The organism is Telluria sp. B2 (assembly GCF_051789535.1).
Taxonomy (GTDB): domain Bacteria; phylum Pseudomonadota; class Gammaproteobacteria; order Burkholderiales; family Burkholderiaceae_D; genus Telluria.
Map to the genome: position 1 here is coordinate 2,850,246 of NZ_CP196525.1, position 14,994 is coordinate 2,865,239.

Below are 14,994 nucleotides of genomic sequence, written 5' to 3' on the forward strand. Positions count from 1 at the left end.
CGCTGTTTCAGGCGTTCCGCTTGTAGGTCTGCAGGCCCGGCTTGATGGTCTTGTCGTCCAGGAACTGCTTCAGGCCTTCCTTGCGGCCTTTTTCCGGGTCGCGGTAGTTCGACTGGTCGGTCTTGGCGTAGAGGTAGTCCTCGCCTTGCTCCCAGGTCAGTTCGCGGCAGCGCTTGAAGCCGATCTTGGCGTAACGCAGCACCACCGGGTTCTTTTCCAGCAGCTTGTTCGCCAGTTCGATCACGGCGTTGCGCAGTTCTTCCTTCGGCACGCTCTTGTTGATCAGGCCCATGGCGGCCGCTTCCTTGCCGGTGAAGGTGTCGCCGGTCATGATGTAGTGCAGGGCGTTGCGGTGGCCCATGGTGTCGGCCACGGCCTTGCTGACCAGGTTGCCCGGCGGGATGCCCCAGTTCACTTCCGACAGGCCGAACACGGCGTCGTCGGCGGCAATGGCCAGGTCGCAGGCCACCAGCGGCGAGAAGGCGCCGCCGAAGCACCAGCCGTTGACCATGGCGATGGTCGCCTTGCTGTACATGCGCAGCAGCTTCCACTGCCACTGGGAACAATCGCGGCGGATGCGCTCCTGGGTGATCTCGGGCTTGCCGTCGGTCTCGCGGAAATACTCTTTCAAGTCCATCCCCGCGGTCCAGGCGTCGCCGGCGCCGGTCAGGACGATGACCTGGGCCTCGTCGTCGAGCTCGAGGGTTTCGAGCACGTCGATCATCTCGCGGTTCAGCGTCGGGCTCATCGCATTGCGCTTCTCCGGACGGTTCAGGGTGATCCAGCCGATACCGTTCTCCACATCCACCTTGACGGTTTGCCAGCGCGCTTCGTATTTGGACATACAATGTCTCCTCAGTAGAAATTTGTTATCAGGCTGCCTGATATGTGCCTTATACTATACGCACCTGATTCGCTTTACAAGTAGCTTTTTATGAACACTGCAAAAAAATTATCGGCGCCTATGAAGGCGCCTGGCCCTAGCGGTCTGGCCTACCTGGTCGGCCGTCTCGACCATGTGTTGAAGCAGCGCCTGCGCGACGCCCTGGCGCCCTGCGGCCTGAGCGTGCCGCAGTACACGGCGCTGTCGGTGTTCCGCGCCCACGGCTCGCTGTCGAACGCGCAGCTGGCCATGCGGACGATGACCTCGCCGCAATCGGCGAACGAGATGGTCAAGCAGATGGAGGGGAAGGGGTGGATTGCGCGCACGCCGGACCCGACGCACGGGCGCATCATCCAGATCGGGCTGACCGAGGCGGGCGAGGCGGTGCTGGCCGAGTGCGACGTCCACGTCGCGGACACCGAGCGCCAGATGTTCCCGGACCTGGATGAGGAGCAGAGGGCGACGTTGCAGGCGCAGCTGCGCGGGGCGGTGCGGGCGCTGAGCGTGCAGGGGATCTAAGACGCCTTCATGCCTTTTTTGGCTGGCAGTGCATGGTTCGCCAGTTCATCGGAAGGGAGCACCTTGACACCCTGGACGACAGGAACCGTCCGGACCAGCGCGAGTGCGACAGCCTTCGCCTGGACCGGCACGTAGCGCCCAGGCAGGAACGGCGACAGCAGGCGCGCAAGGGGAGCGGCAATCCTTTCGCCCCAGCGGACCGGCTGCTTCAGGCTGCCCCGATCGCCGAGCAGGAGCGAGGGATGCGCAATCACCAGGGTCGAAAACAGCGGCTCGAGCGCGTCCTCCAGTTCGCCCTTGACGCGGTTATAGAACACTGGCGACTTCGCGTCGGCGCCGACCGCGCTCACCAGGCCGGCGCGCGTGGCGCCTGCCGCGACGGCAGCCCTGGCCACCGCAAGGTTGGCCTCGAGGTCGACCGCCCGGAAGGCCTGCTGGCTCCCCGCGACCCGGATCGTCGTACCCAGGGCCAGGTAGACCTCGTCGACACTCGGCAAGGACGGCAGGGCGGCGAAATCGACGATGTGCACGTGCATCCTGGGATCGGACCGGGGGAGATCGCGCCGGCTGAGCACGTGGATGTCGCCCACGGCCTGGTCGGCGAGCAGGGCCTGGAGAATATGTCCTCCGACCAGCCCGGTGGCGCCGGCGAGCAGGACCCTGCGGGGATGGGGATAGTCAGGCATGCATCTCCTTGTTGGTTGGACTGGGCAGTGCCGGCTTGCCCGGCGCTTGCCGCCAGCTTAATCCATATCCCGGCCGGGCACTGACATTGGAGCCCGACCGTCGATTATGTCGGCTAACTTCAGCTAAACTAGGCGCATCCAGAACGGAGGCGAACGATGAAGACGGGGACACACCTGCGCACATTGAGCCTGATCCTCGCGGCGGCTTGCGCCAGCCCCGCGCCGGGCATGGCGGACGATAGTGTCCAGCGTACCGTCTCGCGTTCCGGCATCCCCGCATTCGACGAAGCCATGCTGTCCCCCGAATTCTGGATCCGCCGCCTGCCCGATCCGGATGCGGTGCTGCTCGACGCGCGCGACACCGCGGCCAAGCGCGCCCGCGTCCATGGTCCGGACGGCGGTTTCGTCGACCTGCAGCGGCTCCCGGCAAACGTCAGCCGCGAGCAGGTGCTGGAATGGATCAGGCAGGCCGGGCAGTCGGTGGTGAAGATCGGCGTCGACGAAGCTGGCAAGCCGGTGGCTGAATCGGCGCTCGCCGCCATCCGCCGCAATACCGCCTCCGATCGCATTGCTGCCCAGACGCCGGCGCGCTACGGCCTGAGCGTGCGCCGCGCCCAGCTGCGCATCCTGCCGACGGAGCGCATCTTCCACGCCGCCGCCGGCCAGCGCGACTACGAGAGCCTGCAGTCCGGCATGCTGTTTCCGGGCGAGCCGGTCGTCATCCTGCATACGAGTGCGGACCGCCACTGGCTGCTGGCGATGTCGAGCCAGGGCCCGGCCTGGGTGCGCGCGAATGACATCGCCGAAGGCCCGAGCAAGGAAGTATTCGGGTATGCGGCCCGGGCGCCCGGCCGGGTCGTCACCGGCGACCAGGTGCGCACCGTCTTCACGCCCGAGGCGCCCGAGGTGTCCGAACTCTTGCTGGACATGGGAACCGCCTTGCCGTTTGCCGATGTCCGCGCCGGAGAACCCGTGAACGGCGCGAGCGCCTATGCGTCCTGGGCCCTGGAAGTGCCGGTGCGCGGCGACGACGGCAGACTCGCCTTCAAGCCCGCCTTGCTGCGCCGTAGCGCCGACAGCGCGCCGGGCTACCTGCCGCTGACCCAGGCCAACATCATCCGCCAGGCCTTCAAGTTCCTGGGCGAGCGTTACGGCTGGGGCCACCAGTTCAATGCGCGCGACTGCTCCGGCCTGACGAGCGAGGTCTACCGCAGCATGGGGCTGCTGTTGCCGCCCAATTCGGGCCTGCAAGGTTCGAGCGCGGCTTTCCGGCACCGGCGCTTTACCGATCAGGACAGCCACGCCGACCGGGTGCTGGCCCTGAAGGGGGCGCAGGTGGGCGACCTGGTCGTCGTCCCCGGCCACGTGCTGATGATCATCGGCCACGTCGACGGCGAACCTTACGTGATCCAGGACGTGCCCTATGCGGTATTCAAGGACCCCGGAACCGGCCAGGTCCGCAAGACCAAGCTGAACCAGGTCGCGGTCACGCCGCTGCTGCCGCTCTACGCGGACGACAAGACCCTGTACGTGGATGCGATGACGAGCCTGGTGCACGTGACCGGGCGCTAGGCGCGACCGGGGAGCGCGGCGACGGCCTTGCGTGCCTTGCGCTACAGTCGGGCCATGCCAGCAGCCCAGGAACATCCCCGCACCCCGGACGGACGCTATTTCGTCGTTAAAGGCCGCCTTTGGCGCCTCAGTAACCCGCAGCTCGACCCCGGCCTGCGCCAGCAACTGGTCGACCAGTTGATGCGCGCCCGCCGCCAGGTCGGAATCGCCGTGAAAGCGGGCGACAAGGACGCCGAGCGCCGCGCCCGCGCCGAGGTCGACGCGGCCAAGCACGCCCTGGGCGAGCGCGGCCCCGTGTGGTGGCACGATGGCGCGCCCGACTACAACCGCAGGCTGGTGGCCAACACGCCATACGCCGCATGGTACGCGGCGCTGCCCGCCGGCGACCGCGATTGAGACCGCGGCCGAGGTCCGCTCATTGCGCTCAGCCCGCCAGCCCCAGGTCCGTCGTCATCTGCTCGCGCAGCAGGTACTTCTGGATCTTGCCCGTCACCGTCATCGGGAAGCTCTCGACGAAGCGTACATGGCGCGGGATCTTGTAGTGGGCGATCTGGCCCTTGCAGAAATCGCGGATCTCGTCGGCATCCGCTTCCATCCCGGGGCGCAGGATGATGCAGGCGCACAGCTCCTCGCCGAACTTCGCGTCCGGCACGCCGACGCACTGCACGTCCAGCACCTTCGGATGGCGGTACAGGAATTCCTCGACCTCGCGCGGGTAGATGTTTTCGCCCCCGCGGATCACCATGTCCTTGGCGCGTCCGACGATCGCCGCAAAACCGTTTTCGTCGATCACCGCCAGGTCGCCGGTGTGCATCCAGCGCGCCGCGTCGATCGCCTCGCGCGTCTTTTCCTCGTCGCCCCAGTAGCCCAGCATCACCGAATAGCCACGCGTGAGCAGTTCGCCTTTCACGCCACGCGGCACGATGCGACCCTCGGCGTCGACGATCTTGACTTCCAGGTGCGGGTGCACGCGGCCGATGGTCGACACGCGCAGCGCCACCGGGTCGTCGGTCGAACTCTGGAAGCTGACCGGCGAGGTCTCGGTCTTGCCGTAGGCGATCGTGATCTCGGACATGTGCATGCGGCTGATGACGCGGCTCATCACCTCGGCCGGGCAGGGCGAGCCGGCCATGATCCCGGTCCTCAGGGTCGACAGGTCGTAGTCGGCGAAGTCGGGATGGTCGAGCAGAGCGATGAACATGGTCGGCACCCCGTGCAGGCCGGTGCAGCGTTCGCGCTGCACGGTTTCCAGCACCGATTTCGGCTCGAAGCCTTCGCCAGGAAACACCATGGTGGCGCCATGCGTCACGCAGGCCAGGTTGCCCAGCACCATGCCGAAGCAGTGGTACAGGGGGACCGGGATGCAGAGGCGGTCGCGCGCGCCCAGCTTCATCGCCTCGCCGATGAAGAAGCCGTTGTTCAGGATGTTATGGTGGGTCAGCGTCGCGCCCTTGGGCGAACCGGTGGTGCCCGAGGTGAACTGGATGTTCACCGCTTCGTCGAACTGCAGCTCGGATTCCAGCCGCGCCAGCTGCTCCAGTTGTGCCGGCGCGGGCTCCGCCATCAGCGCGTCGAAGTTGAGCATGCCCGGGGTTTGCTCGCTGCCCAGGCGGATCACGTGGCGCAGATCGGGCAGCCTGGTGGAGCGCAACATCGACGGCCGGGCGTCGCGGATCTCGGGCACGACGTCCTGCACCATGCCGATGTAGTCGCTGGTCTTGAAGCTTGGGGACAGGATCAGGGCGGCGCAGCCGACCTTGCCCAGCACGTACTCGAGTTCGGCGCGGCGGTAGGCCGGGTTGATGTTGACCATGATGAGGCCGGCGCGGGCGGTGGCGAACTGCACCAGCACCCATTCGGCGCAGTTCTGCGACCAGATGCCGACCCGGTCGCCGGGCTGCAGGCCGAGCTTCAGGAGGCCGGCGGCCAGGCGCGTCACGCGCTCGTCGAATTCGCGGTAGGTCCAGCGCACGTCCTGGTGCGGGACGACCAGGGCGTCGTTGTCGCCGTGGCGCGCCGCGATATTCTTCAGGAAGAGGCCGATGGTGTCGCCGATGAGGGGCAGGTCGTGCGCGCCGTGCACGTAGCTGAGCTTGGATTGCATGTTGTCTCCATGTCGTTTTTGTCGAGGACGATGCCAATGAGGAGGCGTGCCCGGGCCGGGCGCTGCCGGGTCCGGGCAAGCGGGCCGTCTTGAAGCGGCCTCTTGCGCTGATGCTGGCGCCTATAGTACCGTTTTTCTCGGTGGAATCGGCGCACTCGGCGGCAATAGCCCTTCGTCCAGCAGTTCTTCCCAGAACACGGCCGGGATCTCGATGTGCAGCAGGGTGGCGTTGCGGCGCAGGTGCTCGGGGCTGCTGGCGCCCGGAATCGTGGCCGAGACCACCGGATGCGCCAGCCCGAACTGCAGGGCCGCGGCCGCCAGGTCGACGTTGTGGCGCGCCGCCACCTGGCGCAGCCGCTCGCGGTGGGCGCGCTGCCCGGGTTTGGCCGGCTGGTAGTCGTAATGGTCGCCGCCGGCCAGGAAGCCCGAGTTGAACGGCCCGCCCACCACCACGCTGGCGCCGCGTTGGGCGCACAGCGGGAAGAAGTCCTGCAGCGGCGTGGTTTCCATCAGCGTATAGCGTCCGGCCAGCAGGAAGACGTCCGGATCCGATGCCTGCAGTGCCCGCATGCAGGGCTCGACCGTGTTCACGCCCATGCCCCAGCCCTTGATGACGCCTTCCTCGCGCAGTTTCACCAGTCCCTCGAAGGCGCCGCCGCGGCCGGCCGCGATGCGGAAATGGTGCTCGAAGTCGTCGCGGCTGAAATGGTCGGGCGAGAGGTCGTGCACGTAGACGATGTCGATGTGGCCGAGCGCCAGGCGCTGCAGGCTGTCCTCGACCGAACGGCGCACGCCGTCGCCCGTGTAGTCGGCGACGCGCCTGAAGGGCATCGCGGACACGAAGGGACTCTGGATTTCGCCGGGGTGGTGGGGCACGAGGAGGCGCCCGACCTTGGTCGAGAGCGTGAATTCCTCGCGCGGACGGCGCCGCAGCGCCATGCCGAAGCGGTGCTCGGACAGGCCGGCGCCGTAGTGCGGGGCGGTGTCGAAGTAGCGGATGCCCGCTTCCCAGGCGGCGTCGACGGTGGCATGGGCTGCCTCGTCGCTCGTCGTGTGGTACATGTCGCCCAGCCCGGTGCCGCCCAGGCCCAGGCGCGTGATCGGTCGATAGCGCTGGTTCACCTTTGGTCCTTTCTTGTTCGGATAGTCGATGAGGGCGTGCCGCCCCGCCGGCTCATGCTACACCGGCAGCGCGGGCGCACGGTTGAAGGGCGAGGGACAAGCGACGCCGTCCGGTATTCATGTCGTACCGGCGGCATGCAAGGGGTATGAGAGAAATTTATCTAGACACTTTTAGCTAGACAATTTATTCTAGTTCGGCCAAGGCAAGAAGTAGCAGCACGCGTCGCCATGCCGCATGCCCGTCAACCCTCGCCGAAGCGCCACGGATGCCACGTATCCTTGTTTCCCTGCTCCTGTGCACCACGATGGCTGCCCACGCGGCCGACACCTTCACATTCACCAGCCCGCCCGGCCCGCACACTGTCGGCGTGAAGGTCGTACAGCAGTATGACCGCTCGCGCCTCTACAAGACGGCAGTCGACCAGTACACCGGCGAGGCGGCGCAGGGCGAACGGGCGCGTCCGGTCCAGGCCATCGTCTGGTACCCGGCCGACGCCGGCGGCAGGCGCCAGACCTTCCGCGACTACCTGGAGACCGGGCCGACCGAGGACGACTTCGCGCGCAGCCGCGCCGAAGTGAAGCGCCGGACGCAAGCCGGCATCGACGAGTGCGCCGGCACGCGCCGCGCCGCGCTGCTGCGCGACCTGTCCCGGCCGATGCTGGCGGTACGCGATGCCCCGGCGAGGAAGGGCAGCTTTCCGGTGGTGATCTATGCGCCCGGCTTTTCCGGAAACGCGTTCGAGAACGCGGACCTGTGCGAGTACCTGGCGAGCCACGGCTACATCGTCCTGTCCAGCGCTTCGCTGGACGAGCACAGGCGCACGCCGACGCTCACGGTCGAGGGCCTGGAAACCCAGGCCCGGGACATCTCCTGGCTGGTCGGCCATGCAGGCGCTCTGCCGCAGGCCGACGCGAGCAGGGTCGCGGTCGTGGGTTTCAGCTGGGGCGGGCTGTCGAACGTGGTCGCCGCCGCCCGGGATCGCCGCATCAGGGCACTCGTCAGCCTCGACGGCTCGCTGGACGGTTACTCGGAGCTCGTCGACGGCGGCAAGGACGCCGCGCGCAACGTGACGCCGGCGCGGGTTGCCGTGCCGCTGCTCTTCCTGGGATCGCGCCCGGCCGTTGGCGCTGGCGCGGGACCCGGAGGCAAGGCCCCGCGCAACGCTACCTGAAGCAAAGCACGCAGCCGCCAGGCGTTGCGGTGCCGTGAGCGCCGGGCGGCGAAGGGCGCCGGACTGGCGGCTTCCGGCGCCCGAAGCGCAGGCCTAGCCGCAGGTATAGCTCGCCGCCAGGTTCGGGTCGCCGCCCGTGTACACCGCCTTGAGCGGATACAGGCAGAGCGGCCGGCTGCGTGGCGTTGGCGCCGTTGCGGCCGTCTGCGCCGTCAGCGTGCCCGGCGCCGTGCCTTTCTCGACCCAGTCGGTGAGCGCCGTATAAAGCTGCTCGCGCGTGGGCAGCGGCACGTTCGCGTCGGGGTTGGCCGTGCCGTTCGAGAAGCCGTGGCCCATGCCGGGCACCAGGTAGAGCCGGTAGAAGGACTGCACGGCGGCGAGCCCGCCCATTTGCGCCAGCACCCGCTCATAGTAGTGGATGGTCCCCTGGGGGAAGATCAGCGGGTCGGCCAGGCCATGGTAGGAAATGAGCTTCGCGCCGCGGTCGCGGAACCTGGTCAGGTCGGGATTATCGGTATTGATGTAGCCAAACGCCGGATCCAGTGCCACGCCGCGCTCGAAGGCGTTCGCCAGCTGCGCATAGCTGAGGAAGCGCCAGCCGTTGGCGCCATTGCCGGTGGCGTTGATCAGTTGCGGTCCGCCGACGGTCGGGTTCTGCAGCTCGATCGCCACCCAGTCGGTCGAGATGGCGAACGGCGTCGGCCCGCCCAGTCCCAGCAGCGAGGTGCCGCGGGTCAGGCCGTACCACTTCTGCCTGTCGGCCAGCGTCGGGGCGAAGCCGTTATCAAGAGCTGGACTCGGCACGCTGCCGTCGTCCGTGATCCCGTACCACATCTTGTTGATCACGTTGGCCTGGACCGTCGAGACGCACGCGGGGCTGGTATTGACGCCGCCGCTGGCCGGGCACAGCACGTCGATGTCGACGGTCGGATCGTAGCGGCACTGGCCCGGATCGGGAATATAGCCCAGGTGCTGGCCGCCGACCACGTCGCAGGCGGCGATGGCTGCGTTCGAGACCAGGTTCAGCTGGGCTGGCGTCATGTTGGCGCCCAGGTCGCGCAATTGGGCAAGCTGCATGTAGAGCTGGGAAGTCTGGAATTTCGACCAGTTCATCGCCGGGGCGCCGGCCAGGATGCCGTCGAAATCCTCGGGATGGGCCTGCGCTTCCTTTATGCCCTGGCGCCCGCCGGTCGAGAAGCCGTCCCAGTAGGCATGGCGCGCGTCGCGGCCGTAGAAGGCCCTGGTGAGCGCCTTGGTCTTGAGCGCCATCTCGTGCAGGCTGCGCTCGGCGAAGTCGCGCCACAGCACCGTGTTGATGGTGCCGTCCGGGTTGATCGCGAAAGAGCCGCCGGGCGAAGCCGCATTGCTCACGTGCCCGGTGTCGGTGCTGGCCGATACCGCGCCCTCGACGCCGGCAATGGCGGCGGCCCCGGCGTCCCCGATCGCGGTAAGCGAGCGCTGGGCGCCGCCGGCCCAGCCTCCGCCGCCCAGCACGTGGATGCGGTTGTTCCAGTTGGCTGTCGTCGGCAGCCAGACTTCGATGCCGATGCCCGGCGAGGTGGACGGAGCGTCCGCCGGGCCTGGATTGCCGGGGCCGACATTGAGCTTGACCAGGCAGATGTCGTTGGCGGCGACCGGGGTGGAATCGGTGGCAGTGCCGGACAGCAGGATGGGATCGCCCTTGCGGAAGGCCTTGACCAGCAGGACGGTGGTGTTCGCATCCGGCCTGAATCCGCTCTTCATCGAGTCGTCGCAGGCCAGCAGGGCAGGCGGGGGAGGCGGCGGTTCGGGCGGCGGGTCGTCGTGGTCGCTGGAACAGGCCGACAGGCCGAGGAGGGCGGAGAAGATCGCGGTAAGCGGGAAAACCGGATGGCGCTTGCTGCCGTTCGTCGTGCGGTGCATGGTGTCTCCAGATGTCTGCGTTGGTCGTGCGCGCCGGAGCCGGCTCTGGGTGTGGCCGTTAGCCGGCGCCCTGCGTGAAGCCTGCGGGTCGGGTCCTCCCTGTCATGGAAAGCGGGCGTGCCGCGCGTCTCGGCGAGACGCGGCTGTCATCGATTCTGGCGCGCAGGTTTTGCGGGCGGAATGCACTTTTTCGTGTATCTCTTGGATTATTCTCGCCGTGCAGCGGCGTCGCTGAGCTGGCGCAAGCGGCGCGCGAGGAAGCTGGAGTGGGGCGCCGTAGGAAGCGGTCGCGGGAGAGCCGGGAAGGGGAGGCGGCCTGTTCGCCCGGATTGTGGGCATGCGTGTCCGGAACCGCCCGTGGACCCGGACGCCGCAGCGTCCGGGAAACCCTGGTTTACTTTTGCGACAGCACCCACTTTGCCAGGGTGTGCGCCTCGGCCTGGCTGACCTGGGGGTTGGCCGGCATCGGGACCGGGCCCCATGCGCCCGAGCCGCCCTTCATGATCTTTTGCACCAGCTTCGTTTCCGCATCCTTCTGGCCCGCGTACCTGCCTGCCACTTCCTTGTAGGCGGGGCCGACCAGCTTGCTCGCGACGGCATGGCAGGCCATGCAGTTCTTCTCCTTGGCCAGGTCGGCCTGCGCGAAAGCGCCGGTGGATGCGAGAAGGGACAGCGCGGGCAACAGCAACAGCGATCGTTTCATTTCTTGTCTCCGAATTTATGGTGTGCAGCCGTGGCTGCCGAGCTCCGATTCTAGCCCGCTCTTCTGACCCCGGGGTAAGTAGGTGGATACTACCAACGAGTTCGCTTTGGATGAAATAATCCGATGCAGGCGCAATAGCGTGACTGGCGCTCTAACAACTACACGGAGACACCATGAACATCATTCCCATTTCGCGCGCCGCCACGGCCTGCGACGAGCCCTCTGGAGAAGTCGTCAAGGTCAATGTCCCCCTGACGCGCCGTGGATTCCTGAAGGGCTCCGCCGTCCTGATGGGTTCCATCGCGAGCAGCAGCGTCCTGTTTACCCTGGCGCCCAGCCCCGCCTGGGCGCTGCCATTGAAACGGTTCACAAAAGACGAGGGCGCTGTGCTGATGCAGATGGGGCGCGTACTTTATCCCCACGACAAACTACCGGATGCGGTGTATGCGCTGCTGGCCAAGGACCTCGACGCCGGCGCCGCCAGGGACGCCGCCATCGCGGCCCAGCTGCGCAGCGGCATCAGGGAACTGGATCGCCTGGCAGGCGGCAGCTTCCTCCAGGCGGACGGCGGCAGGAAACTGAAGGCCGTCACCGACATGGAGGGAACGCCCTTCTTCCATACCGTCCGCGCCCAGGGCGTCACCTCGATCTACGACAACGACATGGCGTATGCGGTGTTTGGTTATCCCGGCGCGTCCTGGGACAAGGGCGGCTATATCACCCGCGGCTTCCAGGACCTGAACTGGCTGCCGGCGCCGCCGGAAGAAGTCAGTCCGCCGCCCTATATGGGGTAGAGGACGGGCTGAACGGCGCGCTGTACTTATATAAATAAATAAAGATCGCGGAGACAGGCATGGCAAAAATCAGTCACAAGGACGACTCGGTCGTCGTCATCATCGGGTCCGGCGCGGGCGGCGGCACCCTGGCAAACGAGTTGTGCCAGAAGGGCATCAAGGTCGTCGTGCTCGAAGCCGGCGCGCGGCAGTCGAACGCCAGTTTCATCAACGACGAATGGAAGGCCTTTGCCCAGCTGTCCTGGCAGGACAAGCGCACCACGTCGGGCAACTGGCGCATCGCCAGGGATTTTCCGAACCTGCCGGCCTGGATATGCAAGACCGTGGGCGGCACCACCACGCACTGGGCCGGGGCCTCGCTGCGGCTGCAGGAGCACGAGTTCAGGGTTCGAACCACCTATGGCGAGCTGCCCGATACGAACCTGCTCGACTGGCCGGTCACGCTCAAGGAGCTGGAGCCCTACTATGCCAAGGCCGAAAACAAGATGGGCGTCACCCGGACCAATGGCATTCCCGGCCTGCCCGGAAACAATAATTTCAAGGTGATGCATGCCGGCGCCACGAAGCTCGGCTACAAGGACTGCCATACCGGGAACATGGCGATCAACAGCGTGCCGCGCGACGACCGTGCGCGCTGCATGCAGCTCGGTTTCTGCTTCCAGGGCTGCAAGTCGGGTGCGAAATGGTCCACGCTGTATACCGAGATCCCCAGGGCCGAAGCGACCGGTAATCTCGACCTGCGTACCGAGTCGCACGTCGCGCGCATCGAGCACAACGCCAGGGGCAAGGTGACCGGTGTCGTCTATTTCGACAAGCACGGCAAGGAACAGCGCCAGAAAGCGCGCATCGTGTGCGTGGCCGGCAATTCGATCGAGACGCCGCGCCTGCTGTTGCTGTCGGCGTCGACCATGTTCCCGAATGGCCTGGCCAATTCGTCCGGGCAGGTCGGGCGCAACTACATGCGCCACCTGACGGGATCGGTCTTCGGCGTCTTCGACCAGCCGGTGCACATGTACCGCGGCACCACGATGGCCGGCATCATCCGCGACGAGGCGGTGCATGACCCGAAGCGCGGCTTTGCCGGCGGCTACGAGATGGAAACCATCTCGCTGGGCATTCCCTTCATGGCCGCCTTCATGAACCCGGGCGGCTGGGGCGGCGATTTCGCCTGGTTCATGGAACACTATACCCATATGGCGGGCATGTGGATCGTCGGCGAAGACATGCCCCGCGAAAGCAACCGGGTGACCCTGAATACCGAGGTGAAGGACCAGTGGGGCCTGCCGGTGCCGCACGTGCATTATGATGACCATGCCAACGACCTGGCCATGCGCGAGCACGCCTTTACCCAGGGCGAGCGCATTTACCAGGCGGCCGGCTCGATCAGGGCCATGCGCACCCCGCCTTACCCGTCGACCCATAACCTGGGCACCTGCCGCATGGGCGACAAGGCGGGTAACAGCGTATGCAACAAGTGGGGCCAGACGCACGATATCGACAACCTGTTCATTTCGGACGGTAGCCAGTTCACGACCAGCGGCGCGGAAAACCCGACGCTGACGATCGTGACGCTCGCGATCCGCCAGGCGGATTACATCCGCGAGCAGATGGCAAGGAAAGCGATTTAAGGGTCACCTCACCCGGTGGCGAACTTCGACACTCAAACTCCCAGGACCTGGATCTCGACCATGTGTGAATTTTTTGTTAGCGCCGACCCCATTCTCTACGAAGCCCGCACCCGCTCGCTGCGTATCCGCGGAATGATCACCAGCATCCGGCTCGAAAACCTGATGTGGGACACGCTGGCCCAGATCGCAGCCGAGGAAGGGCGCAGCACCAATGCCCTGATCACGACCCTGCACGACGAAATCATGAAAGCCAATGGCGAGGTCAGTAATTTTGCGTCTTTCCTGAGGGTGTCCTGCCTGCGTTACCTCCAGCGCAAGCAGCAGATGGGCAATGCGGAACTACCGGCAAAACGCGAGGCATGCGGCGGAGGAAAAACAGTCGTGTCGATTGCCGGGCGCTAGCCGGAGTCGCTGCAACGGCTTCCCGTGTCAGTCGATTTACTTTTACAACCTGAAGAACGAAGGCTTGATCAATGACGTTTAATACCGAAACCCAACCCGGCGTCTGCACCGACCTTGCGCCGGCCACCCGCGGCTTCGCTTTCAATCACTCGATGCTGCGCGTGAAAGACCCCGCGCGCGCGCTGGACTTCTATACGCGCATCATGGGCATGCGGCTGCTGCGCAAGCTCGACTTCCCGGAGATGAAATTCTCGCTGTACTTCCTGGCCCATCTCGACGAGGGCAGCCAGGCGCCCGAGGACGAAGGCGAGCGCACCGTCTGGACCTTCAGCCAGCGCGGCATCCTCGAGCTGACCCACAACTGGGGCACGGAAGACGATCCGGAATTCAAGTATCACGACGGCAACGCCCAGCCGCAAGGCTTCGGCCATATCTGCTTCTCCGTTCCCGATCTCGCCGGCGCCATCGCCTGGTTCGACAAGAACGAAGTCAGCTATGTGAAGCGTCCCGAGCAGGGAAAGATGAAGGACGTCGCCTTCATCAAGGATCCGGATGGATACTGGATCGAAATCGTGCAGCCGGTCCTGATGCAACATGTCGGCAAGCCGGCTGCAACGGATCCCGCCTGATCCCGGAAAGGCGAATCCATGATGCGGCAATCGGCAATCGACAGCGAACACCATGCGGATCATGTCCATGCCCCCAAGGTGCTTGCCATTCCGGCCTTCGAAGACAACTACATCTGGCTGATTCATGACGGAAAACACGGCGTTGTCGTCGATCCCGGCGACGCCGAGCCCGTCATCGAGGTGCTGCGCGCAACCGGGCTGCATCTGTCCGGCATACTGATTACGCATCATCACGGCGACCACACCGGCGGCATCCAGCGTCTGGCCGACCTGTACGGATGCGCGGTGATCGGACCGAAAGGCGAAGACATCGCGGGCCTGACCCGGCGTGTCGACGCCGGCGACGCCGTCGGGCTGCCCGGGCTTGGGCTGGATTTTACCGTTCTGGACGTTCCCGGCCACACCCGGGGACACATTGCCTACTACTGCGCGCAGTTCCGCTGGCTGTTCCCGGGGGACACGCTGTTCGCTGCCGGCTGTGGCCGGCTGTTCGAGGGCACGCATGAGCAGATGTTCCAGTCCCTGTCGCGACTTGCGGCACTGCCGGACGACACCCGGGTCTTCTGCGCCCATGAGTACACCCTGAACAACCTGGCCTTCGCGCTGGCGGCCGATCCGCACAATCCTGCCCTCATCGAGAGGGTGGGCGTGGAGGAAGCGAAGCGAAGAGACGGCCTGCCGACCATTCCGACCACGATCGCGATCGAAAAACGGACGAATCCATTCTTGCGCACGTCCGATCCCGATATTGCCAGGACACTGGCCATGCGCAGGCACATCGAAGCCCACGACCCGGTGGCTGTGTTTGCCGGGCTGAGAGACTGGAAAGACGTGTTTCGGGGATAGGGCGCCATTGGACTGCTCATGCTTTGCGGAGT

Annotated in this window: 15 protein-coding genes; 9 read left to right on the top strand and 6 right to left on the bottom strand. The window is 66.0% G+C overall.

What is annotated here, in order from left to right:
• Positions 1-7 precede the first annotated feature (7 nt).
• Positions 8-844 carry a p-hydroxycinnamoyl CoA hydratase/lyase gene (locus ACSUZJ_RS12650; protein WP_499408608.1) on the bottom strand — a complete coding sequence of 279 codons (837 nt, stop codon included), beginning with the start codon at positions 842-844 and terminating at the stop codon, positions 8-10.
• Between the two features lie 90 nt (positions 845-934).
• On the opposite strand from ACSUZJ_RS12650, the gene ACSUZJ_RS12655 reads away from it, so the two are divergent.
• Positions 935-1,402, top strand: coding sequence for a MarR family winged helix-turn-helix transcriptional regulator (locus tag ACSUZJ_RS12655; RefSeq protein ID WP_499408610.1), 468 nt, complete (start codon positions 935-937; stop codon positions 1,400-1,402).
• On the opposite strand, the gene ACSUZJ_RS12660 is transcribed toward ACSUZJ_RS12655, so the two are convergent.
• Entirely contained in the window at positions 1,399-2,088 is a 690-nt protein-coding gene (locus ACSUZJ_RS12660) for a Rossmann-fold NAD(P)-binding domain-containing protein (RefSeq protein WP_499408612.1), read from the bottom strand. The two genes, ACSUZJ_RS12655 and ACSUZJ_RS12660, sit on opposite strands and share 4 nt — an antisense overlap.
• Before the next feature lie 156 nt (positions 2,089-2,244).
• Between ACSUZJ_RS12660 and ACSUZJ_RS12665 the strand changes: the two genes are divergently transcribed.
• Together ACSUZJ_RS12665 and ACSUZJ_RS12670 are read left to right on the top strand one after the other, a co-directional pair.
• Entirely contained in the window at positions 2,245-3,660 is a 1,416-nt protein-coding gene (locus ACSUZJ_RS12665; protein WP_499408614.1) for an SH3 domain-containing protein, read from the top strand.
• A gap of 54 nt (positions 3,661-3,714) precedes the next feature.
• Positions 3,715-4,056 (top strand): hypothetical protein, encoded by a 342-nt coding sequence (locus ACSUZJ_RS12670; protein WP_499408616.1) that lies wholly within the window; start codon positions 3,715-3,717, stop codon positions 4,054-4,056.
• Positions 4,057-4,084: 28 nt separating this feature from the next.
• Here the strand turns inward: ACSUZJ_RS12670 and ACSUZJ_RS12675 are convergent, their stop codons facing one another.
• Complete coding sequence (locus ACSUZJ_RS12675) at positions 4,085-5,764, bottom strand: AMP-binding protein (RefSeq protein ID WP_499408618.1); 1,680 nt, start codon at positions 5,762-5,764, stop codon at positions 4,085-4,087.
• Between the two features lie 120 nt (positions 5,765-5,884).
• A complete protein-coding gene (locus ACSUZJ_RS12680) occupies positions 5,885-6,886 on the bottom strand; it encodes an aldo/keto reductase (protein WP_499408620.1) in 1,002 nt (333 codons plus the stop codon).
• A gap of 266 nt (positions 6,887-7,152) precedes the next feature.
• Between ACSUZJ_RS12680 and ACSUZJ_RS12685 the strand changes: the two genes are divergently transcribed.
• Positions 7,153-8,058: a dienelactone hydrolase family protein gene (locus ACSUZJ_RS12685; protein WP_499408622.1), complete on the top strand. Its 906-nt coding sequence runs from the start codon at positions 7,153-7,155 to the stop codon at positions 8,056-8,058.
• Between the two features lie 93 nt (positions 8,059-8,151).
• On the opposite strand, the gene ACSUZJ_RS12690 is transcribed toward ACSUZJ_RS12685, so the two are convergent.
• Together ACSUZJ_RS12690 and ACSUZJ_RS12695 are read right to left on the bottom strand one after the other, a co-directional pair.
• Positions 8,152-9,960, bottom strand: a complete 1,809-nt coding sequence (locus ACSUZJ_RS12690) for a tannase/feruloyl esterase family alpha/beta hydrolase (RefSeq protein ID WP_499408624.1) — start codon at positions 9,958-9,960, stop codon at positions 8,152-8,154.
• 394 nt (positions 9,961-10,354) lie between these two features.
• Positions 10,355-10,663, bottom strand: a complete 309-nt coding sequence (locus ACSUZJ_RS12695) for a c-type cytochrome (protein ID WP_499408626.1) — start codon at positions 10,661-10,663, stop codon at positions 10,355-10,357.
• A 173-nt stretch (positions 10,664-10,836) separates the two neighbouring features.
• On the opposite strand from ACSUZJ_RS12695, the gene ACSUZJ_RS12700 reads away from it, so the two are divergent.
• The 5 genes from ACSUZJ_RS12700 (at position 10,837) to gloB (ending at position 14,962) form a co-directional block, all read left to right on the top strand.
• Positions 10,837-11,457, top strand: a complete 621-nt coding sequence (locus ACSUZJ_RS12700; RefSeq protein WP_499408628.1) for a twin-arginine translocation signal domain-containing protein — start codon at positions 10,837-10,839, stop codon at positions 11,455-11,457.
• A gap of 59 nt (positions 11,458-11,516) precedes the next feature.
• The gene (locus tag ACSUZJ_RS12705; protein WP_499408630.1) at positions 11,517-13,085 is read left to right on the top strand and encodes a GMC family oxidoreductase; all 1,569 of its coding nucleotides are present in this window, start codon (positions 11,517-11,519) and stop codon (positions 13,083-13,085) included.
• Positions 13,086-13,145: 60 nt separating this feature from the next.
• A complete protein-coding gene (locus ACSUZJ_RS12710) occupies positions 13,146-13,487 on the top strand; it encodes a ribbon-helix-helix domain-containing protein (RefSeq protein ID WP_499408632.1) in 342 nt (113 codons plus the stop codon).
• Positions 13,488-13,558: 71 nt separating this feature from the next.
• Positions 13,559-14,116: a lactoylglutathione lyase gene (gene gloA, locus ACSUZJ_RS12715; protein WP_499408634.1), complete on the top strand. Its 558-nt coding sequence runs from the start codon at positions 13,559-13,561 to the stop codon at positions 14,114-14,116.
• 18 nt (positions 14,117-14,134) lie between these two features.
• The gene (gene gloB / locus ACSUZJ_RS12720; protein WP_499408636.1) at positions 14,135-14,962 is read left to right on the top strand and encodes a hydroxyacylglutathione hydrolase; all 828 of its coding nucleotides are present in this window, start codon (positions 14,135-14,137) and stop codon (positions 14,960-14,962) included.
• Positions 14,963-14,994 lie beyond the last annotated feature (32 nt).